The sequence below is a fragment of the Micromonospora sp. NPDC004704 genome, assembly GCF_053601675.1.
On the sequence record NZ_JBSGCD010000005.1, the window covers coordinates 131,113 to 156,428 of the forward strand.

The window sequence follows — 25,316 nt, forward strand, 5'->3', positions numbered from 1 at the left end:
ATCCACGACAAGCTCATCGAGCTTGTCGGTCGACTTCGGGGTCCCCAACTCCTGGGCGGCGGGGGCGTTCCTTGCCTCGGGCAAGCCATAACCAGCTCCTGATCCACTGCACAGAGGCAATGGCCATCAGGAGGAACGCCGGCCAGATCAGATGTACCCAGCCGTCGCCGAGCAGCAGCGCGGCACCGAGCAAGAACTGACCGCCGCCCTCGACCAGCACCAGCCGGGCGTCAGTGCCGGTGGAATCACGGGCCTTCGTATCGCCGCGAAGCAGCAGCGTCACACCACGCCACAGGCCGAGCCCTCCGAACACCAGGGATGTCCAGCCCGCCAGGGCCATGAACCATTCGGGCATCTGCGGCTCCCCGGATCATCCCGTCACTGTCCCGATCGAGGATAGGTCCGAGGAGGTCGGTGCGGAGACCTCGAAGGTCGGGAAGCGCTTGGTTCGCCGCTTCCCGACCTTCGGCCAAAACGTGCGAAGTCAGCCACCGGCCGGGCGGCGGGCGGGACCGTTGTCGACGAACCGGAACGTGCTGCGCAGCGGCGCGTCGCCCAGTTCCTCGAGAATCAGGCCGTTGGTCGGCGAGTGTTGCAGGTACGCCGAGTTGTTGCTGATCCCGTACGAGCCCTTGCCGTTGGGGATGATCGTGAACTGCTGGGCCGGGTTCTTGGCGTCACAGAGCGCCCCCTCGACGGTCAGCGACCCCCCATTGCCCGGGTTGTACGCCTGCCAGCAGGACGCCTCGTCCGCGGCGGGGTGATTGTCGGCCCTGGTGTACGCCTTGATCAAGTACTTGTCACCGCCGAGCGGGGTCGGGACGAACAGTTGGCGGCCACTGTTGTCGTCGGCCTCGATGAGCCGATCGTCGAGCGACACCCCGCCCTCGGACGCCTGCGCCCGCACGATGGTGACCTCGCGCTTGCCGGACAGCTCGGCGCTGGGCGCACCCGCCGGAGCAGGCGGAGCGGCCGGTGCCTTCGCGGGCGGCGGCGCCACCGTGGCCGTGCCGGGTGCCGTGCCTCCGGTGGTGGCGGATGGTGTCGCGGTGACCGTGGCGGCAGTCGGTGGCGTCCCCGCAGCACCGGGTGTCGTGCCGCCCGTGCACGCCGTCAGTGCGCCGCCGCACACCAGCATCACCGCGCCGGTGAGCCACTTCGTCTTCAACATGCCGTACTCCTCAGAGCCGTGGGGAAATCGAGAAGGGCGGCAACTCGTGGTCGCGACCCGCTGGTGTTCTCCGGCGCTGTGACACCGGGTCCGGCGGTGCTCGTACGAGAAGGGGTCGGGGTCATGCATTTGAGAATGTCTACCGGCGGCGACCGTGCCTTCCGCCTGCGAGCCGGCACCGGGCCGGCGCTGGGATGAGATCGTGCGCGGCGGCCTCCACCAAAAGGTGGAGACCGACGTCAGGCCCTGGGACGCAGAAACGGCCGGATCCCCCGGTGAAGGGGTCCGGCCGTCTTGCTGCGGATCAGTGGTTCTTGGTGACTGCTACGAAGGCGCGCCAGGCGTCGGGGGTGAAGCTGAGGGTGCCGCCGTCGCGGTCCTTGGTGTCGCGTACGAGCACACGGGGCAGGTTGTCCGCCACCTCGACACAGTCACCGCCGTTGCCGCTGCTCTTGGTGCTCTTGCGCCAGTTGGCCTCGGTCACGTCCATGTCTCCGCCACTCCCATCATGAGGTGGATCCACTGCTCGGGCTAGGCGGCAAGGCCCAGTAGGTCTGCCGCGTGGGCGTTGAAGCGCTGCACCTCGTACACCTCGGCGTAGGGCTTCATGCGGCGTTGCAGGTCGCGGACGGTTTCGATTGTCCGCGACGAGTTGACCGAGGCGGCCAGGTCCACGACGTGCGCTGCCCTCGTAGCGGCACCTTCCACGTCCGCGCGCTGTAGCTCGGCGATCGAAAGTGCCGCCTCGCTCAACGCACCCCGACGCGCTCGACCCTGGCGCCGCGCGCCGCTGGCCGACTCGTTGGCGAAACGTTCTATCTCGGCCGTCTGGTCGAGATCTCTGAAGCAGTGGGCAGCTTCACCGAACAGATACGGCCCGTCGATGAACTTCGCCCACGCTGGCTCATTTTCGTGAACCACTCGGCCGAACAGTTGCTCCGCTTTCGCGACCGACCTGGCCGCCGCACTCGACTCACCGAGCGCGGCGAGCGCTCGTGCTTCGAGAATGTGCAGGTCAGCTACGCAGGCGGGCGAATCGTCTTCGGCGACGCCGCGTCGGCCGGCGCGAGCGAGCATCAGGGCTTCGCGTGGATAGCCCAGAAGATTGGCCTGGTCGGACATGCCGGCCAGGATGTGTGCGCCGAGCGCGGCGCTGTTCGACGCCTGCGCGAGCCGTAGCGCCTGGATGAGGTAGCGCTGAGCCAGGCCGTGCTCGCCGTCGTCGTATGCCATCCAGCCAACCAGGTAGGACTGCTCCGCGGTGGCCTCGTAGAGCGCCTGCTGTACGGCCGGCTCATGCTCGCGCTTGAGCAGCGGCAACACGTAACTCTGCATGTACTCGACCAGGGCAGTACGAGCGTGGCCGCCACCGCGCATGACATCCAGGTCCTGGAACAGCGAGAACATGTCTCGGATCCCTGCGACCTGGCGCATGCCGACCTGGCGAGGGCCCTGCTCGGTCGCGGTTTCCTCCAGCGTCGCCAGCAGCCAGTCCCGACTGGGTGCCCCGAGGGCGGCAAGGATGAACGGTGCCTTCACGATGTCGCGGCGTTCCACGTCGGATCTCCCGAGATCGGCGATCGTTTCGAGTGTCGCGTACGTGCTGTCCGAGCGTTGGTCGTGCCGGCGTACCTGTGTTCCGGATCGGTGTGGCGAAAGCGGCAGCGGCCGGGATCCCTGTGCTGAGGTCCGGCCGCTGCTCGGTGATTCAGTGGTTCTTGGTCACTGCTACGAAGGCGCGCCAGGCGTCGGGGGTGAAGCTGAGGGTGCCGCCGTCGCGGTCCTTGGTGTCGCGTACGAGCACACGGGGCAGGTTGTCCGCCACCTCGACGCACGCGCCGCCGTTGCCGCTGCTCTTGGTGCTCTTGCGCCAGTTGGCCTCGGTCACGTCCATGTCTCCGCCACTTCCGTCATCAGCTCGATCGACTGCCGGTGGGGCAGGGCTTCACCCCGGACCGACTCCCACGAACCCTGTAGTGCCGCCACGTGCTCGGCGCTCTCGACCACCTGGCCCTCCAACTGGTTGTCGAGGTAACAGGTGATCCGACCACCGGGGCCCGCGGCGACCGCGAAAGGTCCGTTCAGGCCAGCGTACGCGCCGGCCGTCGATGGAACGAGATGCACTCGGATGTGGGGTTCCTGGCACGCGGAGATCAACGCGCGCACCTGTTCGAGCATCACCTGCGGGCTGCCGATCGGGCGACGTAGCACGCCCTCATCGAGGCAGGCGGTGAACTGGGGCGGGTTCTTACGGGAAAGGATCCACTGCCGATCCAGTCGGTCGCGCACCTTCTGCTCCACGTCGTCCCGACTGGTCGGCCCGGCGTCGGTGAGCACGGCTCGGGCGTACTCCTCGGTTTGCAGCAGGCCCGGCACGACCAGCGGCTCGAACCATCGCAGTGACAGGGCTTCGCGCTCGGCCTCGGCCCACGGCTTGAACCACTGTGGATCCCGCCGCCGGCCCGTGTTCGGCCAGAGGTCGGACACCTTCTGGCCGAGCACGTTGGCGGCGCGTACGCGGGTCCGAGCGTGCGGGATCCGACCCGGATCGAGCCATCGGCTAACCGTTTTAGGATCGACGGCGGTCTTCTCCGCCAGCGACTCGACCGTATAGCCGGCCTGAGCCATCGCGGCCCGCAGAGCCTCATTCACGTTTTGTGCCTCCCCTAGGGACAGAGCGTGGAATGTCTCCCGACATTACATAGGTGACATGTTGTTGTCTGCCCCTTACGCGGGAGGGTTTTCAGCAGTAGGGCCGCTCGAAAGGCCGGGCCTGCGGGACCTTCCGAGCCCCTTGCCGGAAGGTCGACACACCGGATAGCGCCCCGGCTACGAGACAGACAGTCCGTGGCCGGGGCTGCCCACCTGGAGGTGACATGCCCGTTGACGCCCCGCCGGCCACGCCCTCGCTCGTGCTCTGGGCGGCTCGGCGTGTGTTCCTGATGCACACCGAGCCGTCCGGGGTGAATCGCTCCACCGGCAGTTGTAAGCAGTGCCGCCCGGAGGGATGCGAGATGTTGGCCTGGGCCGGCACGATCCTGCGCGAATCGCGGCTACGCGCGAACGCCGCCGATCATTACGAGGCGAGGCGGCAGTGACATTTCAAGATCAGGCGATCATCTGTATCCGGTGCAGTAATCGCGCCGGCACCGATCTTCCGCACGACTGCATCGACCAACCGGAAACACGCGTCTACCGGGATGTCCGCTGTCTGTGTCCGTGCGTGCCCGGTCGGCCCACTCCACCCGACGATGAACACCCGCGCCTGTGACCGAGCTGGTGAAGATCACTGTCAATCTCACCCCGGACGCGAACGACGCGCTGACCGCGCTCACCGCCGACCGGCGTACGACAAAAACGGACGCCCTCTGCCGTGCCCTGCGGACGGCCGCAGCCCTGCACGGGCTCGCGCCGGGCGGACGGTTCACGATCATTCCGCCCGATGGCGACCCGGTCGAGGTCTGGTTGGTGTGACCCCTCCGGGGGGTCAAGGTCGGCGAGGCTGTGGAGTTCCACTGCCCCTATAGGGGCACCGGAACGCCACAGCCCAGGCCAACCGAAGCGGGGGTCAGTGCAGGGCGAGGGCGGCGGTGATGATCGCCTGGCTGACGGCGGTTTGGTTGTCGCCCTTGGCGTCGGTTGAGGTGATGGAGAAGGCGATCCGGAAGGTGCCGTCGCGGGTGGCAGCGATGGCGCTGGAGTAGCCGTACCGGGAACCGCTCTTGACCCAGAGGGTCTCGCCGGTGGGCAGCGGGAACGCGGTCAGGCCGACGCTGTACGCCGCCGGTTTGCCGTCGAGGTCGTCGACCTGCGGGACGGCGAACATCTCGTTGAGCTGGGCGGCCGGCAGCAGGCGACCGCCGAACAGGGCCGTGCTGAAGCGGTCCAGGTCGGCGAGGGTGGAGATGATGTCACCGGCGGCCGGGGTGATGGACTGGTTCCAGTTCGTCACGTCCACCAGTTCGGTCTGCCCGTCGCGGACCACGGTCTGGTAACCGTGGGCGTGCGGGCCGCGGATGGTCGGGTCGTTTCCGGGTACGGAGGTGTCCCGCAACCCCAGCGGTGTGAAGATCCGGTTCTGCATCTCGCGTGCGTACGAGTGCCCGGTGACCTTCTCGATCAGCATCCCGGCCACGATGTAGCCCATGTTCGTATACTGCTGCTTCGAGCCCGGCGGGGTGAACACCGGCTCGTTCCGCAGCGCCTCCCGGACGATCCGTTCCTGCGTCCAGCGGTCGTAGCGGTGGTCGATGGCCCACTCGATGTCGTCCGGGAACGTCGGGCTCGGCAGTCCGCTGGTGTGGTCCAGCAACTGGCGTACGGTCACCCGGTTGTAGTCGGCGGTCAGCAGTCCGGGCAGGTAGCGGCGTACGGGGGCGTCCAGGTCGACCCGGTGTTCAGCGGCGAGTTGCAGTACGACCGTGGCGGTGAAGACCTTCGTGACGCTGCCGATCCGGAACCGGGCGTCCCGTGGCACCGGTGTGCCGGTCCGGAGGTTCCCGACTCCGGCGGCCCCGGTCCAGCAGCCGGCCGGCGTGGTCAGCCGGACCTGGGCGCTGGTGGCCTCGGCGGTCGGCAGTCCGTCGATGGCGGCTCGTAATCCGCTGCCGTCGAGCGTGCCGGAGGGGCAGGCGACGGGCGGGTGGTGCCCGGCGGTCCCCGTCCCGGACGCGAGCGCCGGTCCGGCGGTGCCGATCGCGAGGGTCGTACCGAGCAGGAGCGCGAGGGTGGCGGTGCGACGCTTGGTGAATCTCATGCGATTCACCCTCTCGGGCGGCGACCTACCGGACATCGGGGTCGCGACCCCCGGCTTCCCCGGAGGGCTTGCCTTACGGGTGGCCGACGGGCCCGCCCACAGGAAAGTCCTGTGTGGACGGGCCCGCCGGGTGCGTGCTGGTCAGCGGCTCTGGAGGGCGTCCAGGGCGACCGCCATGGCGATCACCAGACGGCGGTCGAGCTGCGGGTTCTGGATCTCGATGACGTACTTGTCGCGCAGGCCCCACTTCTTGACCACCGAGAACCCCGGCTGGTCGCCGATCAGGAAGTCGAAGTGGTACGGCAGCCAGCTCAGCGAGTCGACGAAACGACGCAGCAGGGCGACCGGGAGGCTGCGCTCCTGCCCGCGGGCGGCACCGAGACCGGGCTGCTCGACGATCCAGGTCGACCGGAGCAGCGACGCCTTGAAGTCCTTGCGGAACAGGCCGATGCCGTTTCCGGCCGCGTCGGTGATGTCGTACGTCGCACCGAGGTCGATCTTCTGCCGGGCCTTGAAGCCGAGCACCGGCTGCTGCTTGGTGTCGTCGGTGTAGAAGGTGACCTGTTCCTTGAAGGCCATCCGCTTCTGCTGCGCGAACGCCAACAGGGCACCCTCGGCACCGTCGGGCGCCACCGCGCGTACCTCGTACTGGTTCACCATCATGCGCAGCCGCTGACGTACGTAGAACTGCTGCTGGCTCTGAATGGAATCGACGGACATAGTGCTTGCCTCGTTCTGACGAGAGGGAATGTGGAGGCGCGTCAGCGGATCGTGGATCCGGAGATGGCCCGGGCGATGACCATACGCTGGATCTCTGACGTTCCCTCGAAAATTGTGTATATCTTCGCGTCCCGATACCACCGTTCTACCGGATGATCCCGGAGAAATCCGGCGCCACCGAGGATCTGTACGGCTTTCTCGGTGACCGATACGGCCACCTCGCCGGCCTTGAGTTTGGCCATCGAGCCCTCACCGGCCAGGAACGGGCGGTTGTTGCGCCCCATCCAGGCGGCCCGCCAGACGAGCAGCCGGGCGGCGTCGATCTCCATCCGCATGTCCGCCAGGGCGAACGCGACCGCCTGGTGCTCCACGATCGGGCGGCCGAACTGGACCCGTTCCTTGGCGTAGTCGAGCGCGTACTCGTACGCGGCGCGGGCGACGCCGAGGGCCTGTGCGCCGACGGTGGGGCGGGACAGTTCGAAGGTGCGCATGGCGGCCTGTCCGGTCGACCGCTGTCCGGTACGCGCCCGGTCGAGGCGTTCGAGCAGCCGTTCCCTGCCCCCGAGCAGGCAGTTCCCGGGTACGCGTACGTCATCGAGGAAGACGTCGGCGGTGTGCGAGGCGCGGAGCCCGAGCTTGCGGAGTTTCCTGGTCGCGTGCAGTCCCGCCGTCCCCGGCGGTACGACAAACGCGGCCTGCCCACGGGAGCCGAGCGTCGGGTCCACCGAGGCGGTGACGACGTGCACCCCGGCGATCCCACCGTTGGTCGCGTACGCCTTCTGCCCGTTGAGCACCCACTCGTCGGTGGCCTCGTCGTAACGGGCCCGGGTACGGATGGCGCTGACGTCGGATCCGGCCTCCGGTTCCGTGCTGCAGAAGGCGGCGACCGCCGGCTCGTCGACGGTGCCGTAACACTGCGGGACCCATTCGACGAGTTGTTCCGGGGTGCCGGTGCCGTAGATGGCGGCGACGGCGAGGGAGGTGCCGAAGATGCCGAGCCCGATGCCGGCGTCACCCCAGAAGAGTTCCTCGCTGGCGATGGGCAGGCTGAGTCCGGTCGGGTCGGACCAGCAGTTGGCGACGAACTCGTAGCCGTACAGTCCGATTTTCGCCGCTTCCTGGATCACCGGCCACGGGGTTTCCTCGCGGCTGTCCCATTCGGCGGCGGCCGGGCGCACGACCTCTTCGGCGAAGCCGTGCACCCAGTCACGCAGATCGCGCTGCTCCTCGTTCAGGTCGAGCGAGAACTCGGTCACGCGGTTGCCGCCCGGCCGCGTACGGTCACGCCGGTCAGCCCTTGGGCGGTCATGCCGGTCAGCCCTTGGGGATGTCGAAGAGGTTGGCGATGTTGGAGGCGAGGGCGAGGTCGCCCTTTGCCTTCAGCTTGCCGGTCATGAACATCATGACCGGGTTGGCCCCGCCGGAAACGACCTTGAGGAACTCCACCGGGCCGAGGGTGAGGGCGAGTTTCGGGTCGCGCACCGGGGTGCCGGTGACCGTGCAGGTGCCGTTGTCGATGACAACCTCGTAGGTGTCGACGCCACCGTCGGGGCGGCCGGAGATGTTCCAGTGGATGACCGTGTTGGTCGAGCCGGCGCGGTCGGCTCGGAACAGCGACGGCATCCGCTCGAAGATCTGGTCGAGGATGGGGCCCCGGCTCTCGCCCTTCATCACCGTGGCGATCTGCGCGTCCGGAGTGGTCTTGACCAGCTTGGCGAACTGCTTCGGATCCAGGGAGGAGAAGCTGGCCGGGTCGAAGTCACTCATGGGTGCACCTTCCGAGAGAAATTGAAGTTACTCTGGCGTAACCTTACGGGCGAGTAGGTATGCTCGCAAGGATGTCGAGCTACCCCACCTTCAAGCGGCTGCCCCGCGCTGTCCGGGAACAGCAGATGCTCGACGCTGCCGTGAAAGTGTTCTCCCGTCGTGGGTATCACAGCGCGAGCATGGACGACATCGCCGAGGATGCGGGCATCTCGAAACCCATGGTCTACGCGTACCTCGGAACCAAAGAGAGCCTTTTCACCGCATGCCTGCACCGCGAGGGCACCCGCATGATGGAGGCGATCGTCGGCGCCGTCGCGGCCGAACTGCCCCCGGACGAACAACTCTGGCGGGGCCTGCGAGCCTTCTTCGGATTCGTCGGTGCTCACCGGGACGGCTGGGCGGTGCTCTACCGGCAGGCCCGCAGCGAGCAGGTGTTTGCCGGCGAACTGGCCACCATGCGTACCCAGGTGGTCGAGGTGGTCGCCGCGCTCCTGCGCCGCAACCTGCCCGTTCCGGAGCCCGGAGCCCGCCAGGTCACCGACACCGACCTGGAGGTGATGGCGTACGCGCTGATCGGTGCCGCCGAGTCGCTCGCCGACTGGCTCACCGACCATCCCGCCGAGGACCCCGAACGGCTGGCCACCCGACTGATGAACGCCACCTGGCTCGGCGCCGGTCAACTCCGCCTCGGTCAACTCTGGCGCCCACCCGCCCCCTGACCGCGCGCGGCTTCTAGGCGTCGACCGGGCGCAGGGAGCCGAGCAGGTGCGGGGCGCCGGAATCCGGATCGTGCAGGGAAAAGTCCCAGGCCGGAGTGGCACTGAAGTTGACCGTCCCGGGCAGCCTGATCGGCACCTTGAACGCCACCTCGACGGTGTACGCCTCCGGCAGCCGACCCTCCAGCGCGGCCAGGCAGCGGGCCTTGCTCCACATCCCGTGCGCGATCGGGCGCGGGTAACCGAGCACGCGCGCGCCGATCCGGGAGGTGTGGATCGGGTTACGGTCGCCGGAGACGCGGGCGTAGGCCGTACCCACGTGAGGATTGACCCGCCACTGGCCGGTGGGGGCCGGCGGCGCCGGGCGGTCACCCGGCTCGCGCCGCTCACCCGCCGTCGGGGTCGGCTCCTTGCGGAGGTACGTCGACACGTCGTGCCAGACCGGCTCCCCGTTCACCGACGCGGTGGCGAGTACGTCGAACTGCCGCCCACGGGCATGCGGACGCGCGTCGGCGGTACGCACCGCCAGGTCGAGCGTCTCGCCCGCGTCGATCGGCCGGAGCAGACTGATCCGGTTCGCCACGTGCACGAGCCCGAGCAGCGGGAACGGGAAGTCCGGTGCGGTCATCAGCCGCATCGCCAACGGAAACGCCAGGACGTGCGGGTACGTCGCCGGCAGCGTGTCGGTGAGCCGGAACCCGCACGCCCTGTCGTACGCCGCCAGGTGCTCCCGGTCCACGCCCACGCCCTGCAACAGCAACTCCGTACGCGGCAACGGCGCCTCGACCTCGCTACGGGTGGCCGCCGCCGGCCGGCGCCGACGGGGAAGGAGCGCGGTGACGGCCCGCCGGTAGAGCGCCCCGACGGCCGGCGCCCTGCTCAACTCGACCTGCTCGTCCCGCTCCGGACCGCTGATGGGAACCGTCTCGTCCGCGCTGCCGAGCACGACCGTCTCGTCCGTGCTGGTGATCCGGACGGTTTCGTCCGGGTCCGGAGGTGGGGTGGCGGGGGCGTCCGGGTTGGACATCATGCTCCCAGCAGGCTCTGGCCGCAGACGCGGACGATGTTGCCGGTGACTCCGGCGGAGGTCGGCGCGGCGAACCAGGCGATCGTCTCGGCCACGTCGACCGGGAGTCCGCCCTGCGCCATGCTGTTCAGCCGTCGACCGGCCTCGCGCAGGCCGATCGGCATCCTGGCCGTCATCCGGGTCTCGATGAAACCCGGCGCGACCGCGTTGATGGTGATGCCCCGTTCGGCGAGGACCGGTGTCATCGAGTGCACCAGCCCGATCACTCCCGCCTTGGCGGTGGCGTAGTTGGTCTGGCCCCGGTTACCGGCGATGCCGGCGATCGAGGAGACGCTGATGATCCGACCGCCGACCGGGATCAGGTCCCGGTAGAGCAGCAGGTCGTTGATCCGCTCCTGGCTGGAGAGGTTCACCGCGAGCACCGAGTCCCAACCGCTGGCGTCCATCCGGGCGATGGTCCGGTCCCGGGTGATGCCGGCGTTGTGCACCACGATGTCGACCCGGCCGTGCCGGTCACCGAGCTGGTCGGCGAGGCGGGCCGGCGCGTCGGGCGCGGTCAGATCGAGTTGTACGGCACTGCCCCGGATGTCGTTCGCCACGTCCGCGAGCAGGTCCCCGACCGCCGGTACGTCCAACGCGACCACGTGTGCGCCGTCCCGTGCGAGCACCTGCGCGACGGCGGTGCCGATCCCACGGGCGGCACCGGTGACCAGCGCGACCTTGCCGGCGAGCGGCCGGTTCCAGTCGATCCGCTCCCGGTCGCCCTCGTCGCCGGTGCCCGGATCGGTGACCCGGATGACCTGCCCGGAGACGTACGCGGACCGGCCGGAGAGCAGGAAGCGCAGCGTCGACTCAATCTCGTACCCGGCGGTCCGGTCGACGTAGACGAGTTGGGCGGTGATGCCCCGGCCGAACTCCTTTCCGATGCTGCGGGTCAGTCCTTCGAGGGCACGCTGGGCGGTGGCTTCCCGTGGGGCGGCGCACGACTCCGGCGGGGTGCCGAGCACGATCACCCGACCGCTCGGCAGTACCGACCGTGCGTACGCGTGGAAGAAGTCGTAGAGCGGGCGGAGTCCGGCCGAGTCGGTGATCCCGGTGGCGTCGAATACCAGGGCCGCAGGGCGGATGCCGCTGGCCGCCGTCGCGCCCGATACTGCGGTGTCGACCGTTGTCGGTTCGGTGATCGTTGTTGGTCCGTCCGTCGTCGGCGTGGAGGTTGTCGCCGTGCTCGACGGGTCGGTGAGCTGGGCGCCGGCTGCGGCGAGCAGCTTGGTGACTGGATCGCGCAGCCGGCCGCCGGGGGCGGCGTCGAACAGCACCGGACCGGGCACGAGAGGATCGCCCGGCCGGTACCGGCGCAGTCTGGGCGGATCGGGCAGGCCGAGTCGCTTGACGAGGGCGCGACCGGCGCCTGAGTTCGCGAAGCTCGCGTACCTGTCACTCATAGGCGTAGCCTACTGGTGAGTAGGTTTGGTGCAAGCCCTGAACGAGGAGACGGGAACGTGGAGACCGTACGTCGCGTCGCGGTGCTCGGGGGCAATCGCATCCCGTTCGCCCGTTCCAACGGCCGCTATGCCGATGCATCCAACCAGGACATGCTCACCGCCGCGCTCAACGGACTGGTGGCCCGGTTCGGGCTCGCCGGGGAGCAGATCGGCGAGGTGGTCGCCGGGGCGGTGCTGAAGCACTCCCGCGACTTCAACCTCACCCGCGAGGTGGTGCTCGGCTCCCGACTCGACCCGCGCACCCCCGCGTACGACATCCAGCAGGCATGCGGCACCGGACTGGAAGCAACCATCCTGGTCGGGAACAAGATCGCCCTCGGGCAGATCGAGGTCGGCATCGCCGGTGGAGTGGACACCACCTCCGACGCGCCGCTCGCGGTCAACGAGGAGTTCCGCCGTACCCTGCTCAAGCTCAACTCCGCCCGTACGCCGCTCGCCCGGTTGCGTGCGGCGGCCCGGTTGCGCCCCCACCAGCCGTTCCTGCCCGAGACCCCGCGCAACGCCGAGCCGCGTACGGGACTGTCGATGGGGGAGCACGCCGCGATCACCGCCCTGCGTTGGGGCATCGGGCGGCAGGCCCAGGACGCGCTGGCGCTCGCCTCGCACCGGCGACTTGCCGCCGCGTACGAGCGCGGTTTCTTCGACGACCTGGTGACTCCCTATCTCGGGCTGACCCGGGACCAGAACCTGCGGCCGGACACCTCGATCGAGAAGCTCGGGGCGCTGCCACCGGTCTTCGGCACCCGTGGGCCGGGTCGGGCGGGCGCCACGATGACGGCCGGCAACTCGTCCCCCCTCACCGACGGCGCGTCGACCGTCCTGCTCGCCTCCGAGGAGTGGGCCGCCGCGCATCATTTGCCGGTGCTGGCGTACCTGACGTTCTCCGAGGTCGCGGCGGTGGACTTCGTGCACGGTGACGAGGGGCTGCTGATGGCCCCCGCGTACGCGGTGCCCCGGATGCTGGCCCGAGCCGGGCTGAGCCTGACCGACTTCGACTACTACGAGATCCACGAGGCGTTCGCGTCGCAGGTGCTGGCCACCCTGGCGGCGTGGGAGTCGGCCGACTTCTGCAAGGACCGATTGGGGCTCGACGGTCCACTCGGGACGATCGACCGGACGAAGCTGAACGTCAACGGGTCCTCGCTCGCCGCCGGGCACCCGTTCGCCGCCACCGGCGGCCGGATCGTCGCCACCCTGGCCAAACTCCTGCACGAAGCCCGAGACCCCGCCGGAGGCTCTGCTGCCCGCCCCCGCCGAGGCCTCATCTCCATCTGCGCCTCCGGCGGCCAAGGCGTAGTAGCCATCCTCGAACGCTGACTTACGGGTTGCCGTTGCGGGGCTCATGATCATTGCGCTCGGAGCTGTCGTGAGAGGCCCTCAGAGAACAGCTGAGAGCGCAATGATCATGCTTCGGTCGAGCTTGTCCGCCCGCCGCCGTCCCCAGCGAAGTTGACCATGAAGTTAGCGACGGAATTTGGCCCCCGGAGCGTCGCTAACTTCATGATCAACGTGGCTCAGTGGGGCGCCCCGCGACTCAACTCGCTAGGAGGAGGGCGGGGAGGGTGGTTGTGGTTAGTTTGTCTGCTTCGGGTTCCGTTAATGGGTGGTGGTTGGTTAGGAGGCGGAAGATTAGGGGGCCGAAGAGGAGGTCGGTGGCGGTTTCGGCGTCTATGCCGGGGCGGGTTTCGCCTCGGTCGACTGCGCGTTGCCAGAGTTGGGCTACGGCTCGGCGGCGGTCGGCCAGAAAGTATTCGCGGAAGTAGGCGGCGCCGGAGGGATCGTCCACACAGGCCGCTATGAGCTGGGCGAACACCCGGCCGTCGGGGCTGGCGTAGAAGGTGCTGACCTGGCGTACCTGGGCGGTCAGGTCACCGCTGGCGCTGCCGGTGTCGGGCAGCGGGAGCGCGTCGGCCATCATCCGGCCGAACGCGTTCGCCGCCAATGCCGTACGGCAGGGCCAGTGTTTGTAGATGGTCGCCTTGCTGACGCCGGAGCGGGCGGCGATGGCGTCGACCGTGGCGGCGGGGACGCCACCCTCGCGCAACAGTTCCTCGGTCGTACGCAGCAGACACTCGTGGATCCGGTCGCTGCGCCCGCCCGTGGGGTACGCGAGAATGCCGTCCGCCCCCGCCACTGCGTCCGCCCCCGCCGCCGAGGCCATCAGACTGCCGCACCTATCAGGCTGACCCGGAGCATCAGGCTGCCTTGGCCAGGGTGTCGTACTCGGCGTCGGTGAGCTTGATCGAGGCCGCCGCGATGTTCTGCTCCAGGTGGGCGACGGTTGACGTACCCGGAATGGGCAGCATCACCGGCGACCGCTTGAGCAGCCAGGCGAGCGCGAGCTGGGCCGGGGTGGCCCCGTGGTCACGGGCGATCCGGGAGAGCGAGCTTCCCTCGCGGGCGAGCGGGCCGCTGGCCAGCGGCGCCCACGGAATGAAGCCGATCCCGTGCTCCGCGGAGTAGTCGAGCAGGTCCTCGGCCGACCGCTCGCCGACGTTGTAGCGGTTCTGCACCGACACGATGTTCGCGAACTTCGACGCGGCCTCGACGTCGGCGACCGACACCTCGCTGAGCCCGATGTGCCGGATCTTGCCCTCGTCCTGGAGCGCCTTCAGCTCGCCGATCTGGTCGGCCAACGGGACGCTGCGGTCGATCCGGTGCAATTGGAACAGGTCGATCCGGTCCACCCCGAGGTGGCGCAGGCTCAGTTCGGCCTGCTGGCGCAGGTACTCCGGACGACCCACCGGCGTCCATTGGCCCGGACCCTGTCGGGTGAAGCCGGCCTTGGTCGCGATGACCAGGTTCTCCGGGTACGGATGCAGCGCCTTCTTGATCAGCAGTTCGGCGGTGAACGGGCCGTACGAGTCGGCCGTGTCGATGAAGTCGACGCCCAGTTCGACCGAGCGCCGCAGTACGCGTACGGCCTCGTCGGGATCGCGCGGGTCGCCCCAGATGCCGTCGCCGGTGAGCCGCATGGAGCCGAATCCGAGCCGGGTGACCGGCAGGTCTCCGCCGAGCAGGAAGGTGCCGCTGGGTGATGCGCTGATGGTTGCGTCTGTCATGTGGAACTCCCACCGAACGGAACGGATCTTGAAGAGAACTGGAGAAACTGAACTGAACGAACAGTTCACTCTAGGTCGGGTACGGCGGCCCGACCAGTTCGGTTGATCGACGGGGTCGGACCTGGTTGCCTGGGGGCGATCTTTTCTCGGGGCGGGCTGGGGCGGTGACTCCCCGGGTCGGAAGGAGCGCGGCGATGTCGAGCAGTGCTGCCCTCGCGCCACTACGTCACGCGCCGTTCCGTTACCTCGCCATCGGCCGGTTCGTGAGCGTGCTCGGCAACTCCATCGCGCCGACCGCGCTGGCGTTCGCCGTACTCGACCTGACCGGGTCCGTACGCGATCTCGGGCTGGTGGTCGGCGCCCGGTCCCTGGCGAACGTGGTGTTCCTGCTCTTCGGCGGGGTGCTCGCCGACCGGCTGCCCCGCCAGGCGGTGATGGTCGTCTCCTGCACGCTGGCCGCCGGCACCCAGGCGGCGGTCGCCACACTGGTGCTCACCGGGCACGCCAACATTCCGCTGCTGCTCGTACTCAGTGCGATCAACGGCACGGTGAGCGCCTTCGCCTTCCCGGCCGCCGCCGCCCTGATGCCGCAGACCGTCCCGGCGGAACTGTTGCAGTCGGCGAACGCGCTCAGCCGGCTCGGGGTGAACATCGGCTCGATCGGTGGCGCCTCGGCCGGCGGGATCCTGGTCGCCGCCGTCGGGCCGGGCTGGGGCATCGCCGTCGACGCGTTGACGTTCGCGCTGGCCGGGCTGGCTTTCGCCGGCGTACGCGTGGTGGCCGTGCGGGACCGCACGTCGGCTCGGCGCAGCACCTGGACCGAGTTGCGGGAGGGCTGGACGGAGTTCGTCTCGCGTACCTGGGTCTGGGTGGTGGTGCTCGGCTTCATGCTGCTCAACGCCGCGATGAGCAGCGGTGTAGGGGTGCTCGGCCCGGCCGTCGCCGACGAGACGATCGGGCGGAAGGCGTGGGGACTGGTGCTGGCGGCGCAAACCGTAGGCCTGGTGGTCGGGGCCCTGATCGCCCTGCGGCTGCGCGTACGCCGGCTGCTGCTGCTCGGGGTGGCCTGCATGCTGGGGGCGGTGCCCCTGCTGCTCGCACTGGCGGTGGCGCCGGTCTTCGCGCTCCTGGTGCCGGCCGCGTTCCTCGGCGGTCTGGCCATGGAACAGTTCGGCGTCGCCTGGGAAACCTCGGTGCAGCAGTACGTGCCCGCCGACCGGCTCGCCCGGGTCTACTCGTACGACGCGCTCGGGTCGTTCCTCGCGATTCCGCTCGGCCAGATCGCGATCGGACCGGTGGCGGTGGCCCTGGGCAACGAGACGACCCTGCTGATCGCCGCCGGGCTGATCACACTCTCGGTGCTCGGCATGCTCAGCAGTCGGGACGTACGCCGGTTGCCGAGCCGGCACATGGCCGCGCCCGTCGGTCAGGACGCCGAAGGCCAGCGGACATCGCCCGATCCGGTGTCGTCCGGGGCCTGATCCGCTCGGCCGTCGCGTTAAGCGGACCGAAGCGCCAGGCTGAGCGGGAGGGCCGGGTCCGATACCCGATCCGATGGCGACGGTGAAGATCGTGACGAGGGTCGTACGATCCGTCAGGATGGTCCGTCGGCGGAAAAGGGGTTCCATGAGTACCGGGGTCGAAACGCTCGAGTTCCAGGCCGAGGCGCGCCAGCTCTTGCAGTTGATGATCCACTCGATCTATTCGAACAAGGACATCTTCCTGCGGGAGCTGATCTCCAACGCGTCCGACGCGCTGGACAAGCTGCGGCTGGAATCGTTGGTCGACAAGGAGCTGGAGGTCGACACCTCCGATCTGCACATCCAGATCGAGGTCGACCGGGACCAGCGCACGCTGACCGTACGGGACAACGGCATCGGCATGTCGCGGGACGAGGTCGTCGGGCTGATCGGCACGATCGCCAAGTCCGGCACCGCCGAGCTGCTGCGGCAGCTCAAGGAGACGAAGGACGCGGCGGCGTCGCAGGACCTGATCGGCCAGTTCGGTGTCGGTTTCTACTCCACGTTCATGGTGGCCGACCGGGTGACCCTGGTCAGCCGGCGGGTGGGCGAGGAGGACGGCACCCGGTGGGAGTCCGACGGCGCGGGGACGTACACCATCGAGCCTGTCCCCGACGCACCGCAAGGCACGGCCGTCACCGTGCATCTCAAGCCGGAGGACGAGGAGGACCAGCTCTTCGACTACACCACCGAGTGGAAGATCCGCGAGTTGGTCAAGCGGTACTCCGACTTCATCGCGTGGCCGATCCGGATGGAGGTCGAGCGGCCCGCCTCCGAAGCCGACGGCGAGGGTGACGACGCTCCGAAGCACGAGGTCAAGACGCTCAACTCGATGAAGGCGCTCTGGGCCCGTCCGCGCAACGAGGTCAGCGACGAGGAGTACAACGAGTTCTACCGGCACGTCAGCCGGGACTGGAACGACCCGCTCGAGATCATCCGGATGAAGGGCGAGGGCACCTTCGAGTACGAGGCGCTGCTCTTCATCCCGTCCCAGGCACCGTTCGACCTGTTCACCCGCGACGCCAAACTCGGCATCCAGCTCTACGTCAAGCGTGTGTTCATCATGGACGACTGCCAGGCGCTGATGCCGGAGTACCTGCGCTTCGTCAAGGGTGTGGTCGACGCGCACGACCTGTCGCTGAACATCTCGCGGGAGATCCTCCAGCAGGACCGGCAGATCCAGCTCATGCGCCGCCGCCTGGTCAAGAAGGTGCTGTCGACGGTCAAGGACCTGATGGCCCAGGACGCCGACAAGTACGGCACCTTCTGGCGGGAGTTCGGCCGGGCGGTCAAGGAAGGGCTGCTCAACGACTTCGAGAACCAGCGCGCGATCCTCGACATCTCCTCGTTCGCCTCGACCAACGACCCGGAGCAGTTGGTCACGCTCCAGCAGTACGTCGAGCGGATGAAGGAGGGGCAGACCGACATCTACTACATGACCGGCGAGTCCCGGAAGATGATTGAGAACTCGCCGCACATGGAGGCGTTCCACGCCAAGGGGTACGAGGTGCTCCTGCTGACCGACCCGGTCGACGAGATGTGGGTCGAGGCGGTTCGCGACTTCGACGGCAAGCAGTTGCGGTCGATCGCCAAGGGGCAGGTCGACCTCGACGCGGAGCAGGAGAACAAGGCCGACGAGCCCGACCGCGACCAGCAGAAGGAGGAGTACGCCGCCCTCCTCACCTGGCTGTCGAAGCAGCTCACGGAGCAGGTGAAGGAGGTACGCCTGTCGTCGCGCCTCACCACCTCCCCGGCGATCCTGGTCGGCGACGCGCAGGACATGACTCCGACGCTGGAGCGGATGTACCGGGCGATGGGCCAGGAGGTGCCGCAGATCAAGCGAATCCTCGAACTGAACCCGACGCACCCCCTGGTCACCGGCCTCCGCAAGGCCCACGAGCAACGCGCCGAGGACCCGGCGATCGCCGAAACCGCCGAACTCCTCTACGGCACCGCCCTACTGGCCGAGGGCGGCGAACTCCCCGACCCCGCCCGCTTCGCCCGCCTCCTCTCCGACCGCCTAGCCCGCACCCTCTAACCCCCCACCACGGCGTTGATCATGAAGTTAGCGACGGGAAATCGCGCGAAAACTGTCGCTAACTTCATGATCAACCGGGTTGGTCGGGGTGGGGATGGGGGGTGGCGGGGGGTGCGGGAGGATGGGGGGTGTGACGGAGAGCAGCGGAGACCGGGCGCGGGTTCCTAATGTGTTGGCGGGGCGGTACGCCTCGACCGAGCTGGTGCGGCTCTGGTCGCCGGAGGAGAAGATCCGGATGGAACGGCGGCTCTGGCTCGCCGTACTCCGGGCTCAGCGGGACCTCGGCGTGCCGCTGCCGGACGGTGTGGTCGAGGCGTACGAGCGGGTGCTGGACCAGGTCGACCTGGAGTCGATCGCGGCCCGTGAGCGGGTCACCCGGCACGACGTCAAGGCGCGGATCGAGGAGTTCAGCGCGCTCGCCGGGCACGAGCACGTGCACAAGGGCATGACCTCCCGCGACCTGACCGAGAACGTCGAGCAGTTGCAGATCCGGGCCTCGCTGGAGCTGATCCGGGACCGGGTCGTCGCCACCCTCGCCCGGCTGGCCCGGCTCGCGGTCGAGCACTCCGACCTGGTCATGACCGGACGCTCGCACAACGTGGCGGCGCAGGCGACCACGCTGGGCAAGCGGTTCGCGTCGGCCGCCGAGGAACTGCTGATCGCGTACGAGCGGCTCACCGACCTGATCGACCGGTACCCGCTGCGGGGGATCAAGGGCCCGGTCGGCACCGCCGCCGACCAGCTCGACCTCTTCGACGGCGACGACGAGCGGCTGGCCGAGCTGGAACGGCGGGTCGCCGCGCACCTCGGCTTCAGCCGGGTGCTCAACAGCGTCGGCCAGGTCTACCCGCGCTCCCTCGACTTCGACGTGGTGGCCGCGCTCGCGCAGACCGCGGCGGCGCCGTCGTCGCTGGCCACCACGATCCGGCTGATGGTCGGCCAGGAACTGGTCACCGAGGGCTTCCGCCCCGGCCAGGTCGGGTCCAGCGCGATGCCGCACAAGATGAACACCCGGTCAAGCGAGCGGGTCAACGGGCTCGCCGTGATCATCCGGGGTTACCTGTCGATGGTCGGCGAGCTGGCCGGCGACCAGTGGAACGAGGGCGACGTCTCCTGCTCGGTCGTCCGCCGGGTGGCGCTGCCGGACGCGTTCTTCGCCGCCGACGGACTGTTCCAGACCTTCCTCACCGTGCTCGACGAGTTCGGCGCGTACCCGGCGGTGATCGCCCGTGAGCTGGACCGTTACCTGCCGTTCCTGGCGACCACGAAGCTCCTGGTGGCGGCCGTTCGCCGGGGTGTGGGCCGGGAGGTGGCGCACGAGGTGATCAAGGAGCACGCGGTCGCGGTGGCCCTGGCCATGCGGGAGAAGGGTACGACCGAGAACGACCTGTTCGACCGGCTTGCCACCGACGGCCGGCTCGGGCTGAGCCGGGCCGAGATCGACACGCTGGTCGCCGACCGGGCAGCCTTCGCCGGTGCCGCACCGGCCCAGGTACGGGCGGTCGCCGACCGGGTCGCCGAGGTCGTCGCGGCACACCCGGAGGCAGCCGGTTACCACCCGGCACCGATCCTCTAAGACAGATTCCGGTGCCGATATTGGGCTAGCTGGCTAGCCCAATATCGGCCGCGCCGGCTAGGTCTCCGGGGTTGGGGTGGGGGTTTCGGCCGCACTGCGCAGATCGGGCGCGCTGGGCGGTTCCGAGACCCCGATCGGGTCGGGCAGGATCTCCGCGCTGTGCGCCGTGTCGGCGGCGAGCAGCGGCGCGTCCGGGAGCGGTGGCCGCGGCTGTTCGCGGATGACCACCGCCGTGCCGTACGCGCAGAGTTCCATCCACATCTCGCCCACCTCGCGATGGTCGAAACGCATGCCGATCACGGCGTTGGCGCCGAGCCGGCGGGCTTCTTCGCCCAGATTGGCCACCGCCTCCGTCCGCCACCGGGTGAGGTTCTCCGGGGCTTTCGGGTCGTATGCCCCACCGCGGAGGTTCTTCACCCCTTCGCGGTACGGGTTTCGGGTTCGGGCCATCGATGACACTACTTCGCCGAGGACTGCGCGGATCTCGTACCCGGGAAGGACATCCGTCGTCACGACCAGCACGTGTTGATGCTGGCAGAGCCGGGGTGGTGGCAATTGTGAGGTGTGTTCACGTCGGCTCATGCTGCAAAACCGCGCGCGACGGTAGAACGACGTGCGGAGCGTGCAACGGCCCGCAACCTCGTGCGGGGCGTGCAAGGGCATTCTCGCGCCGGTACGCCGCGACCGGCGGAAACGTTGCCGCGAGCAGGTGAAACGGCGCGGCGCGGACGGCCGGGGTGATCCGGAACGTCCGCGCCGTACCCCTGAGGAGGACTAGACCCCGGTCACCGAGGTGATCCAGGACCGGTTGTAGGCCACGCTGCCGTAGTTCTGGATGTTCACGCCGTCGGCGGTGGAGGCGACGCCGACCTGGGCACCGTTGTAGAACTCGGGGCCGCCGGAGTCACCGCGCCACGCGTTGCCGTTGACCCGGGTGCTCCGGATCGCCCGGCCGCCGTACGCGTCGGTCACGTTGGTGCTGGTGACCCGGACGTTGGCGGTCTTGAGCGTGGTCGAGGCGCCGCAGCCCTCGTAGCAGGTCATGCCCCAGCCGTAGATCGAGTTGGTCGAGTTGACCGGCGGGTAGGCGCTGGAGAGCGTCACGTACGAGGTGCTGATCGCGGTCGAAAGCTGGAGCAGGGCGAGGTCGTACCGGGTGGAGTACGACGAGACGTTGCTGGTCACGCCCCCGGAGGTCCGGTTGACGCTGCCGACCCGGACCGACATCGTGCCGCTGACGCAGTGCCGGGCGGTGAGCACCCAGCGGGACGCGATGATCGTGCCGGAGCAGGTGAACGATCCGTTGCTGAACACGGCCGCGGCCCAGGGGGCGGACGAGACCGTGCCACCGCCGATGATCAGCGGGGCGACCGGCTCGTTGCTCGCCGAGGCGGCGGAGGGGGCGACGAGCGCACCGACGAGGGCGGTGGCGACCGTCACCAGGGTGAGGCGGATGCGCATGGAGGGGGCTCCTTCCGGGGGGTGGCACCCGGGGTTTCCGGGTCGGGGCGAGCCGCCGACGGCGGTTGGGTGTCCGCCGTACGGCCTTGAAGATCAAACGTTTGGTGTGACGAACCAGACGTTCGACGCCACACGCTAAGACGTTCGTCGTTCATCCACAAGAGTCAAATCGAACCCTCCCGATATGATCTCCGCGGGTCGACCGTCGGGGCCGAGAATGATCACCACCGGTACGCCCGTGAGTGCTCGTGATCACGCCGGTGGGCGGCGGGTGTGCGATTTTCCACAGGGTTGTCCACAGGGCGGCCGGTGCGTCGGCCGAGCGCTCTGCCAGGTAGGCTTGCCCCGCTCGCCCCTATGGGCCGGCACCCAACTGCGTACACAGTCAGGAGTGCCCAGTGCCTCGCGTCGTCGTCGACGTCATGCTCAAGCCGGAGATTCTCGATCCTCAGGGCCAGGCCGTCGCAAACGCGCTGCCCCGCCTGGGCGTCAGTGACGTCTCCTCGGTGCGCATCGGTCGGCGCATCGAGATCGAGTTCGCCGGTGAGCCCGACCTTGATCGAGCTCGGGAAATCGCGGACAAGCTGCTGGCCAACCCCGTGATCGAGGACTTCTCGATCCGGGTGGCCGATGCCGAGGATGAACATCCGTGACGGCCCGGATCGGTGTGGTGACCTTCCCCGGGTCACTGGATGACGGCGATGCCGCCCGCGCGGCGCGCATCGCCGGGGCGGACGTGGTCCGGCTCTGGCACGGCGACCGCGACCTGCACCAGGTCGACGCCGTGGTGCTGCCCGGTGGCTTCTCGTACGGCGACTACCTGCGCTGCGGCGCGATCGCCCGATTCGCCCCGGTGATGGAGTCGCTGGTCGAAGCCGCCCGCGAGGGGATGCCGGTGCTCGGCATCTGCAACGGGTTCCAGATCCTCTGCGAGGCGCACCTGCTTCCCGGCGCGCTGACCCGCAACGAGCACCTGCACTTCCGTAACCGGGACCAGTGGCTGCGGATCGAGGCGGTCAAGACCGCCTGGACCAACACCTTCCAGCCCGAGCAGGACGTGCTGATCCCGGTCAAGAACGGCGAGGGCCGGTACGTCGCCGAAGCGCACGTACTCGACCAGCTCGAGGCCGAGGGCCGCGTGGTCGCCCGTTACCAGCGCGGCAACCCGAACGGCTCGCAGCGCGACATCGCCGCGATCACCAACGAGGCGGGCAACGTGGTCGGCATCATGCCGCACCCCGAGCACGCCGTGGAGGCGTTGACCGGCCCCTCGCTCGACGGTCTCGGCTTCTTCACCTCAGTCCTCAAGCACCTTGCGGGAGTGCCGGCATGACGACCCAGCCCGACACGGCGTCGAGCGAGGTCGGTGGGGTGACCCCGCCGACCGACCAGCCCACGCCCCGTGCGGCCGAGTCCGCCCCGGAGACCCCGGCCGGCCAGGTCGCGGCGTCCTTCCCGCCCGCGCAGGCCACCGGGGCGCACGCCGCCCCGAGCGCCTATCCGGACGACCTCGACACCGTCGAGCGGGCCATCGACACCCCGGAGGAGCTGCAGCCGTACGTCGAGCTCGGCCTCCGTGACGACGAGTACGACCGGATCCGGCAGATCCTGGACCGCCGGCCGACCCAGGCCGAGCTGGCGATGTACTCGATCATGTGGAGCGAGCACTGCTCGTACAAGTCGAGCAAGGTGCACCTGCGCCAGTTCAGCGAGAAGGCCCCGCCCAGCGACCGGATGCTCGCCGGCATCGGTGAGAACGCGGGCGTGATCCAGATCTCGGACAAGCTGGCGGTGACCTTCAAGGTCGAGTCGCACAACCACCCCAGCTACGTCGAGCCCTACCAGGGCGCGGCGACCGGTGTCGGTGGCATCGTCCGGGACATCCTCGCCATGGGCGCCCGCCCGATCGCGGTGATGGACTCCCTGCGCTTCGGCGCCGTCGACCACCCCGACACCGCCCGGGTCCTGCCCGGCATCGTCGCCGGCGTCGGCGGGTACGGCAACTGCCTCGGCCTCCCGAACATCGGCGGGGAGATCGTCTTCGACCCGTCGTACCAGGGCAACCCGCTGGTCAACGCCCTCTCCCTCGGCGTACTGCCGGTCGACCGGTTGCAGAACAAGGCAGCGGCCGGCGCGGGCAACATCGTCGTACTGATGGGCGCCAAGACCGGTCGGGACGGCATCGGCGGCGTCTCCGTACTCGCCAGCGCCACCTTCGACGAGGGCAGCGAGCAGCGCCGCCCGGCCGTCCAGGTGGGCGACCCGTTCACCGAGAAGCTGCTGATCGAAGCCTGCCTGGAGCTCTACGACGCCCAGCTCGTCGTCGGCATCCAGGACCTCGGCGGCGCCGGCCTCACCTGCGCCCTGACCGAGACCGCCGCCGCGGCCGGCACCGGCATGCGGGTCTGGCTGGAGCGGGTTCCGCTGCGCGAGGCATCGATGACCCCGCACGAGATCCTGGCCAGCGAGTCGCAGGAGCGGATGCTCCTGGTCGTCACGCCGGAACAGCTCGAAGCCGTGCTCAAGACCGCCGAGAAGTGGGGCGTGCTCGCCACCGCCATCGGCGAGGTCACCCCGGCCCAGGCCGACGGCGAGCCGGGACGACTGCTGATCACCTGGCGTGACCACACCGTGGTTGACGTACCGCCGGGATCGCTGGTCGACGACGGTCCGGTCTACGCCCGCCCGATGCGCGAGCCGGCCGACCTGATCCTGCTCCAGGCGGACCGGGCCGAAACGCTGCCGCGCCCGTCGACGCCGGAGGCGCTCCGGGAGACCGTGCTGCGCATGATCGCGTCGCCGAACCTGGCCGACAAGTCCTGGGTCACCGAGCAGTACGACCGCTACGTCCTCGGCAACACCGTCCTGGCCCAGCCGGAAGACTCCGGCGTGATCCGGTTGGATGAGGAGACCGGCCTCGGTGTCGCGCTCTCCGTCGACGGCAACGGCCGGTACGCCCGGCTGGACCCGTACAACGGGGCCAAGCTGGCGCTGGCCGAGTCGTACCGGAACGTGGCGGTCACCGGTGCCAAGCCGGTCGCCGTCACCGACTGCCTCAACTTCGGTTCCCCCGAGGACCCGAGCGTCATGTGGCAGTTCGCCGAGGCGGTACGCGGCCTCGCCGACGGCTGCGCCGAACTGGGCATCCCGGTCACCGGCGGCAACGTCAGCTTCTACAACCAGACAGGTGCCGCGGCCATCCACCCGACCCCGGTGGTCGGTGTGCTCGGCCTGCTCGACGACGTGGCACAGCGAGTGCCGATGGGCTTCGCCGCCAAGTCCGGCGGCGACCACGACGTGGTGTTCCTGCTCGGCGAGACCCGGCTGGAGCTGTCCGGCTCCGAGTGGGCCTGGGTCACCCACGAGCACCTCGGCGGCGTACCGCCCCGGGTCGACCTCTCCGGTGAGCGGGCCCTGGCCGAGCTGATCGCGGAGGCGTCCCGGCTCGGTCACCTGACCTCGGCGCACGACCTCTCCGACGGTGGGCTCGCCCAGTCGCTGGTCGAGTCCAGCCTGCGCCGCGGCGTCGGCGTCAAGATCGCGCTGCCGGACGAGTTCAGCACCGGTTCGATGCCGTTCGTCTACCTGTTCAGCGAGTCGGCCGGTCGGGCGCTGGTGACCGTGCCGCGTGGCCAGGACAAGGCCTTCCAGGCGCTCTGCGAGGACCGTGGGGTGCCGGTGACCGCGCTCGGGGTCACCGACCCGACCGGCGGCGCCCTGGACGTACGCGGGCAGTTCAACCTGGGCCTGGACGAGCTGCGGGCGGCCTTCGAGTCGACCCTGCCGCGCCTGTTCGGCGACGTCGCCGGGACCGCCTCGGACGCCCCGGTGGCGCCGATCGTCGGCACCGAGCCGGCCGACGCCGACGAGTCCGTCGTACCGGCCGGGACGTCGGCAGCCGGCGAACCGGCAGTGGACGAGGTACCGGTGGCGCAGCAGCAGGCAGAAGCGGAGGAGCCCGCGACGGAGGCTTCGGCCCCGGTCACAGGCGACTGAC

At 69.2% G+C, this 25,316-nt stretch carries 26 protein-coding genes; 10 read left to right on the plus strand and 16 right to left on the minus strand.

What is annotated here, in order from left to right; all coding sequences use genetic code 11:
- Window positions 1-13 precede the first annotated feature (13 nt).
- The 6 genes from ACWEFB_RS08760 to ACWEFB_RS08785 all read right to left on the minus strand — a co-directional run bounded on the left by ACWEFB_RS08760 (window position 14) and on the right by ACWEFB_RS08785 (window position 3,823).
- Window positions 14-355 (minus strand): hypothetical protein, encoded by a 342-nt coding sequence (locus ACWEFB_RS08760; RefSeq protein ID WP_452283651.1) that lies wholly within the window; start codon window positions 353-355, stop codon window positions 14-16.
- A 129-nt stretch (window positions 356-484) separates the two neighbouring features.
- Entirely contained in the window at window positions 485-1,171 is a 687-nt protein-coding gene (locus ACWEFB_RS08765) for a hypothetical protein (protein ID WP_452283653.1), read from the minus strand.
- A gap of 304 nt (window positions 1,172-1,475) precedes the next feature.
- Complete coding sequence (locus ACWEFB_RS08770) at window positions 1,476-1,661, minus strand: DUF397 domain-containing protein (protein ID WP_452283655.1); 186 nt, start codon at window positions 1,659-1,661, stop codon at window positions 1,476-1,478.
- 41 nt (window positions 1,662-1,702) lie between these two features.
- Complete coding sequence (locus ACWEFB_RS08775; RefSeq protein WP_452283657.1) at window positions 1,703-2,728, minus strand: hypothetical protein; 1,026 nt, start codon at window positions 2,726-2,728, stop codon at window positions 1,703-1,705.
- 151 nt (window positions 2,729-2,879) lie between these two features.
- Complete coding sequence (locus ACWEFB_RS08780; RefSeq protein WP_326562049.1) at window positions 2,880-3,065, minus strand: DUF397 domain-containing protein; 186 nt, start codon at window positions 3,063-3,065, stop codon at window positions 2,880-2,882.
- Window positions 3,056-3,823 carry a helix-turn-helix domain-containing protein gene (locus tag ACWEFB_RS08785; RefSeq protein ID WP_452283660.1) on the minus strand — a complete coding sequence of 256 codons (768 nt, stop codon included), beginning with the start codon at window positions 3,821-3,823 and terminating at the stop codon, window positions 3,056-3,058. The genes ACWEFB_RS08780 and ACWEFB_RS08785 overlap by 10 nt, the downstream gene beginning before the upstream one ends.
- Window positions 3,824-4,047: 224 nt before the next feature.
- Here ACWEFB_RS08785 and ACWEFB_RS08790 point away from each other — a divergent pair, with 224 nt between their 5' ends.
- Entirely contained in the window at window positions 4,048-4,269 is a 222-nt protein-coding gene (locus ACWEFB_RS08790) for a hypothetical protein (RefSeq protein WP_452283662.1), read from the plus strand.
- A 169-nt stretch (window positions 4,270-4,438) separates the two neighbouring features.
- Complete coding sequence (locus ACWEFB_RS08795; protein ID WP_452283664.1) at window positions 4,439-4,645, plus strand: hypothetical protein; 207 nt, start codon at window positions 4,439-4,441, stop codon at window positions 4,643-4,645.
- 94 nt (window positions 4,646-4,739) lie between these two features.
- Here the strand turns inward: ACWEFB_RS08795 and ACWEFB_RS08800 are convergent, their stop codons facing one another.
- The 4 genes from ACWEFB_RS08800 to ACWEFB_RS08815 form a co-directional block, all read right to left on the minus strand.
- Window positions 4,740-5,927, minus strand: coding sequence for a serine hydrolase domain-containing protein (locus tag ACWEFB_RS08800; RefSeq protein ID WP_452283666.1), 1,188 nt, complete (start codon window positions 5,925-5,927; stop codon window positions 4,740-4,742).
- A gap of 141 nt (window positions 5,928-6,068) precedes the next feature.
- A complete protein-coding gene (locus ACWEFB_RS08805) occupies window positions 6,069-6,647 on the minus strand; it encodes a hypothetical protein (protein ID WP_452283668.1) in 579 nt (192 codons plus the stop codon).
- A gap of 41 nt (window positions 6,648-6,688) precedes the next feature.
- Window positions 6,689-7,903 carry an acyl-CoA dehydrogenase family protein gene (locus ACWEFB_RS08810; RefSeq protein WP_452283670.1) on the minus strand — a complete coding sequence of 405 codons (1,215 nt, stop codon included), beginning with the start codon at window positions 7,901-7,903 and terminating at the stop codon, window positions 6,689-6,691.
- A 58-nt stretch (window positions 7,904-7,961) separates the two neighbouring features.
- Window positions 7,962-8,414 (minus strand): SCP2 sterol-binding domain-containing protein, encoded by a 453-nt coding sequence (locus ACWEFB_RS08815; RefSeq protein ID WP_452283673.1) that lies wholly within the window; start codon window positions 8,412-8,414, stop codon window positions 7,962-7,964.
- Window positions 8,415-8,485: 71 nt separating this feature from the next.
- Between ACWEFB_RS08815 and ACWEFB_RS08820 the strand changes: the two genes are divergently transcribed.
- The gene (locus tag ACWEFB_RS08820) at window positions 8,486-9,133 is read left to right on the plus strand and encodes a TetR/AcrR family transcriptional regulator (RefSeq protein WP_452283675.1); all 648 of its coding nucleotides are present in this window, start codon (window positions 8,486-8,488) and stop codon (window positions 9,131-9,133) included.
- Between the two features lie 13 nt (window positions 9,134-9,146).
- Here ACWEFB_RS08820 and ACWEFB_RS08825 read toward each other — a convergent pair whose 3' ends face one another.
- Window positions 9,147-10,076 (minus strand): MaoC/PaaZ C-terminal domain-containing protein, encoded by a 930-nt coding sequence (locus ACWEFB_RS08825; RefSeq protein WP_452284052.1) that lies wholly within the window; start codon window positions 10,074-10,076, stop codon window positions 9,147-9,149.
- An 80-nt stretch (window positions 10,077-10,156) separates the two neighbouring features.
- Window positions 10,157-11,602 (minus strand): 3-oxoacyl-ACP reductase, encoded by a 1,446-nt coding sequence (locus ACWEFB_RS08830; protein WP_452283677.1) that lies wholly within the window; start codon window positions 11,600-11,602, stop codon window positions 10,157-10,159.
- A 57-nt stretch (window positions 11,603-11,659) separates the two neighbouring features.
- Here ACWEFB_RS08830 and ACWEFB_RS08835 point away from each other — a divergent pair, with 57 nt between their 5' ends.
- Window positions 11,660-12,979, plus strand: coding sequence for an acetyl-CoA C-acetyltransferase (locus ACWEFB_RS08835; protein WP_452283679.1), 1,320 nt, complete (start codon window positions 11,660-11,662; stop codon window positions 12,977-12,979).
- Window positions 12,980-13,196: 217 nt separating this feature from the next.
- Here ACWEFB_RS08835 and ACWEFB_RS08840 read toward each other — a convergent pair whose 3' ends face one another.
- Entirely contained in the window at window positions 13,197-13,823 is a 627-nt protein-coding gene (locus ACWEFB_RS08840) for a TetR/AcrR family transcriptional regulator (RefSeq protein ID WP_452283681.1), read from the minus strand.
- A gap of 34 nt (window positions 13,824-13,857) precedes the next feature.
- On the minus strand, window positions 13,858-14,724 hold the full coding sequence (locus ACWEFB_RS08845; protein ID WP_452283683.1) for an aldo/keto reductase: 867 nt from the start codon (window positions 14,722-14,724) through the stop codon (window positions 13,858-13,860).
- Between the two features lie 194 nt (window positions 14,725-14,918).
- On the opposite strand from ACWEFB_RS08845, the gene ACWEFB_RS08850 reads away from it, so the two are divergent.
- The 3 genes from ACWEFB_RS08850 (at window position 14,919) to purB (ending at window position 19,858) form a co-directional block, all read left to right on the plus strand.
- Entirely contained in the window at window positions 14,919-16,205 is a 1,287-nt protein-coding gene (locus ACWEFB_RS08850) for an MFS transporter (protein ID WP_452283685.1), read from the plus strand.
- A 145-nt stretch (window positions 16,206-16,350) separates the two neighbouring features.
- Window positions 16,351-18,282 carry a molecular chaperone HtpG gene (gene htpG, locus ACWEFB_RS08855; protein ID WP_452283687.1) on the plus strand — a complete coding sequence of 644 codons (1,932 nt, stop codon included), beginning with the start codon at window positions 16,351-16,353 and terminating at the stop codon, window positions 18,280-18,282.
- Between the two features lie 121 nt (window positions 18,283-18,403).
- The gene (gene purB / locus ACWEFB_RS08860) at window positions 18,404-19,858 is read left to right on the plus strand and encodes an adenylosuccinate lyase (protein WP_452283689.1); all 1,455 of its coding nucleotides are present in this window, start codon (window positions 18,404-18,406) and stop codon (window positions 19,856-19,858) included.
- A 57-nt stretch (window positions 19,859-19,915) separates the two neighbouring features.
- On the opposite strand, the gene ACWEFB_RS08865 is transcribed toward purB, so the two are convergent.
- Window positions 19,916-20,380: a YbjQ family protein gene (locus ACWEFB_RS08865; RefSeq protein ID WP_452283691.1), complete on the minus strand. Its 465-nt coding sequence runs from the start codon at window positions 20,378-20,380 to the stop codon at window positions 19,916-19,918.
- Window positions 20,381-20,632: 252 nt separating this feature from the next.
- A complete protein-coding gene (locus ACWEFB_RS08870; protein ID WP_452283693.1) occupies window positions 20,633-21,319 on the minus strand; it encodes a S1 family peptidase in 687 nt (228 codons plus the stop codon).
- Between the two features lie 398 nt (window positions 21,320-21,717).
- On the opposite strand from ACWEFB_RS08870, the gene purS reads away from it, so the two are divergent.
- From purS to purL, 3 genes are read left to right on the plus strand one after another with little or no spacing between them, the layout of a single operon-like run.
- Complete coding sequence (gene purS / locus ACWEFB_RS08875) at window positions 21,718-21,972, plus strand: phosphoribosylformylglycinamidine synthase subunit PurS (protein ID WP_326562073.1); 255 nt, start codon at window positions 21,718-21,720, stop codon at window positions 21,970-21,972.
- On the plus strand, window positions 21,969-22,652 hold the full coding sequence (gene purQ / locus ACWEFB_RS08880) for a phosphoribosylformylglycinamidine synthase subunit PurQ (RefSeq protein WP_452283696.1): 684 nt from the start codon (window positions 21,969-21,971) through the stop codon (window positions 22,650-22,652). The genes purS and purQ overlap by 4 nt, the downstream gene beginning before the upstream one ends.
- Window positions 22,649-25,315, plus strand: coding sequence for a phosphoribosylformylglycinamidine synthase subunit PurL (gene purL, locus ACWEFB_RS08885; protein ID WP_452283698.1), 2,667 nt, complete (start codon window positions 22,649-22,651; stop codon window positions 25,313-25,315). The genes purQ and purL overlap by 4 nt, the downstream gene beginning before the upstream one ends.
- The last annotated feature ends 1 nt before the right edge of the window (window position 25,316 follow it).

What these genes read in the sequence shown, in the direction of transcription:
- ACWEFB_RS08780 (WP_326562049.1), bottom strand. Translation starts at nt 3,065, where the DNA reads ATGGACGTGACCGAGGCCAACTGGCGCAAGAGCACCAAGAGCAGCGGC.
- ACWEFB_RS08870 (WP_452283693.1), bottom strand. Translation starts at nt 21,319, where the DNA reads ATGCGCATCCGCCTCACCCTGGTGACGGTCGCCACCGCCCTCGTCGGT.
- ACWEFB_RS08760 (WP_452283651.1), bottom strand. Translation starts at nt 355, where the DNA reads ATGCCCGAATGGTTCATGGCCCTGGCGGGCTGGACATCCCTGGTGTTC.
- ACWEFB_RS08770 (WP_452283655.1), bottom strand. Translation starts at nt 1,661, where the DNA reads ATGGACGTGACCGAGGCCAACTGGCGCAAGAGCACCAAGAGCAGCGGC.
- ACWEFB_RS08850 (WP_452283685.1), top strand. Translation starts at nt 14,919, where the DNA reads ATGTCGAGCAGTGCTGCCCTCGCGCCACTACGTCACGCGCCGTTCCGT.
- ACWEFB_RS08820 (WP_452283675.1), top strand. Translation starts at nt 8,486, where the DNA reads ATGTCGAGCTACCCCACCTTCAAGCGGCTGCCCCGCGCTGTCCGGGAA.
- ACWEFB_RS08765 (WP_452283653.1), bottom strand. Translation starts at nt 1,171, where the DNA reads ATGTTGAAGACGAAGTGGCTCACCGGCGCGGTGATGCTGGTGTGCGGC.
- ACWEFB_RS08830 (WP_452283677.1), bottom strand. Translation starts at nt 11,602, where the DNA reads ATGAGTGACAGGTACGCGAGCTTCGCGAACTCAGGCGCCGGTCGCGCC.
- ACWEFB_RS08815 (WP_452283673.1), bottom strand. Translation starts at nt 8,414, where the DNA reads ATGAGTGACTTCGACCCGGCCAGCTTCTCCTCCCTGGATCCGAAGCAG.
- purL (WP_452283698.1), top strand. Translation starts at nt 22,649, where the DNA reads ATGACGACCCAGCCCGACACGGCGTCGAGCGAGGTCGGTGGGGTGACC.
- ACWEFB_RS08790 (WP_452283662.1), top strand. Translation starts at nt 4,048, where the DNA reads ATGCCCGTTGACGCCCCGCCGGCCACGCCCTCGCTCGTGCTCTGGGCG.
- ACWEFB_RS08845 (WP_452283683.1), bottom strand. Translation starts at nt 14,724, where the DNA reads ATGACAGACGCAACCATCAGCGCATCACCCAGCGGCACCTTCCTGCTC.
- ACWEFB_RS08805 (WP_452283668.1), bottom strand. Translation starts at nt 6,647, where the DNA reads ATGTCCGTCGATTCCATTCAGAGCCAGCAGCAGTTCTACGTACGTCAG.
- ACWEFB_RS08800 (WP_452283666.1), bottom strand. Translation starts at nt 5,927, where the DNA reads ATGAGATTCACCAAGCGTCGCACCGCCACCCTCGCGCTCCTGCTCGGT.
- htpG (WP_452283687.1), top strand. Translation starts at nt 16,351, where the DNA reads ATGAGTACCGGGGTCGAAACGCTCGAGTTCCAGGCCGAGGCGCGCCAG.
- purB (WP_452283689.1), top strand. Translation starts at nt 18,404, where the DNA reads ATGGGGGGTGTGACGGAGAGCAGCGGAGACCGGGCGCGGGTTCCTAAT.
- ACWEFB_RS08840 (WP_452283681.1), bottom strand. Translation starts at nt 13,823, where the DNA reads ATGGCCTCGGCGGCGGGGGCGGACGCAGTGGCGGGGGCGGACGGCATT.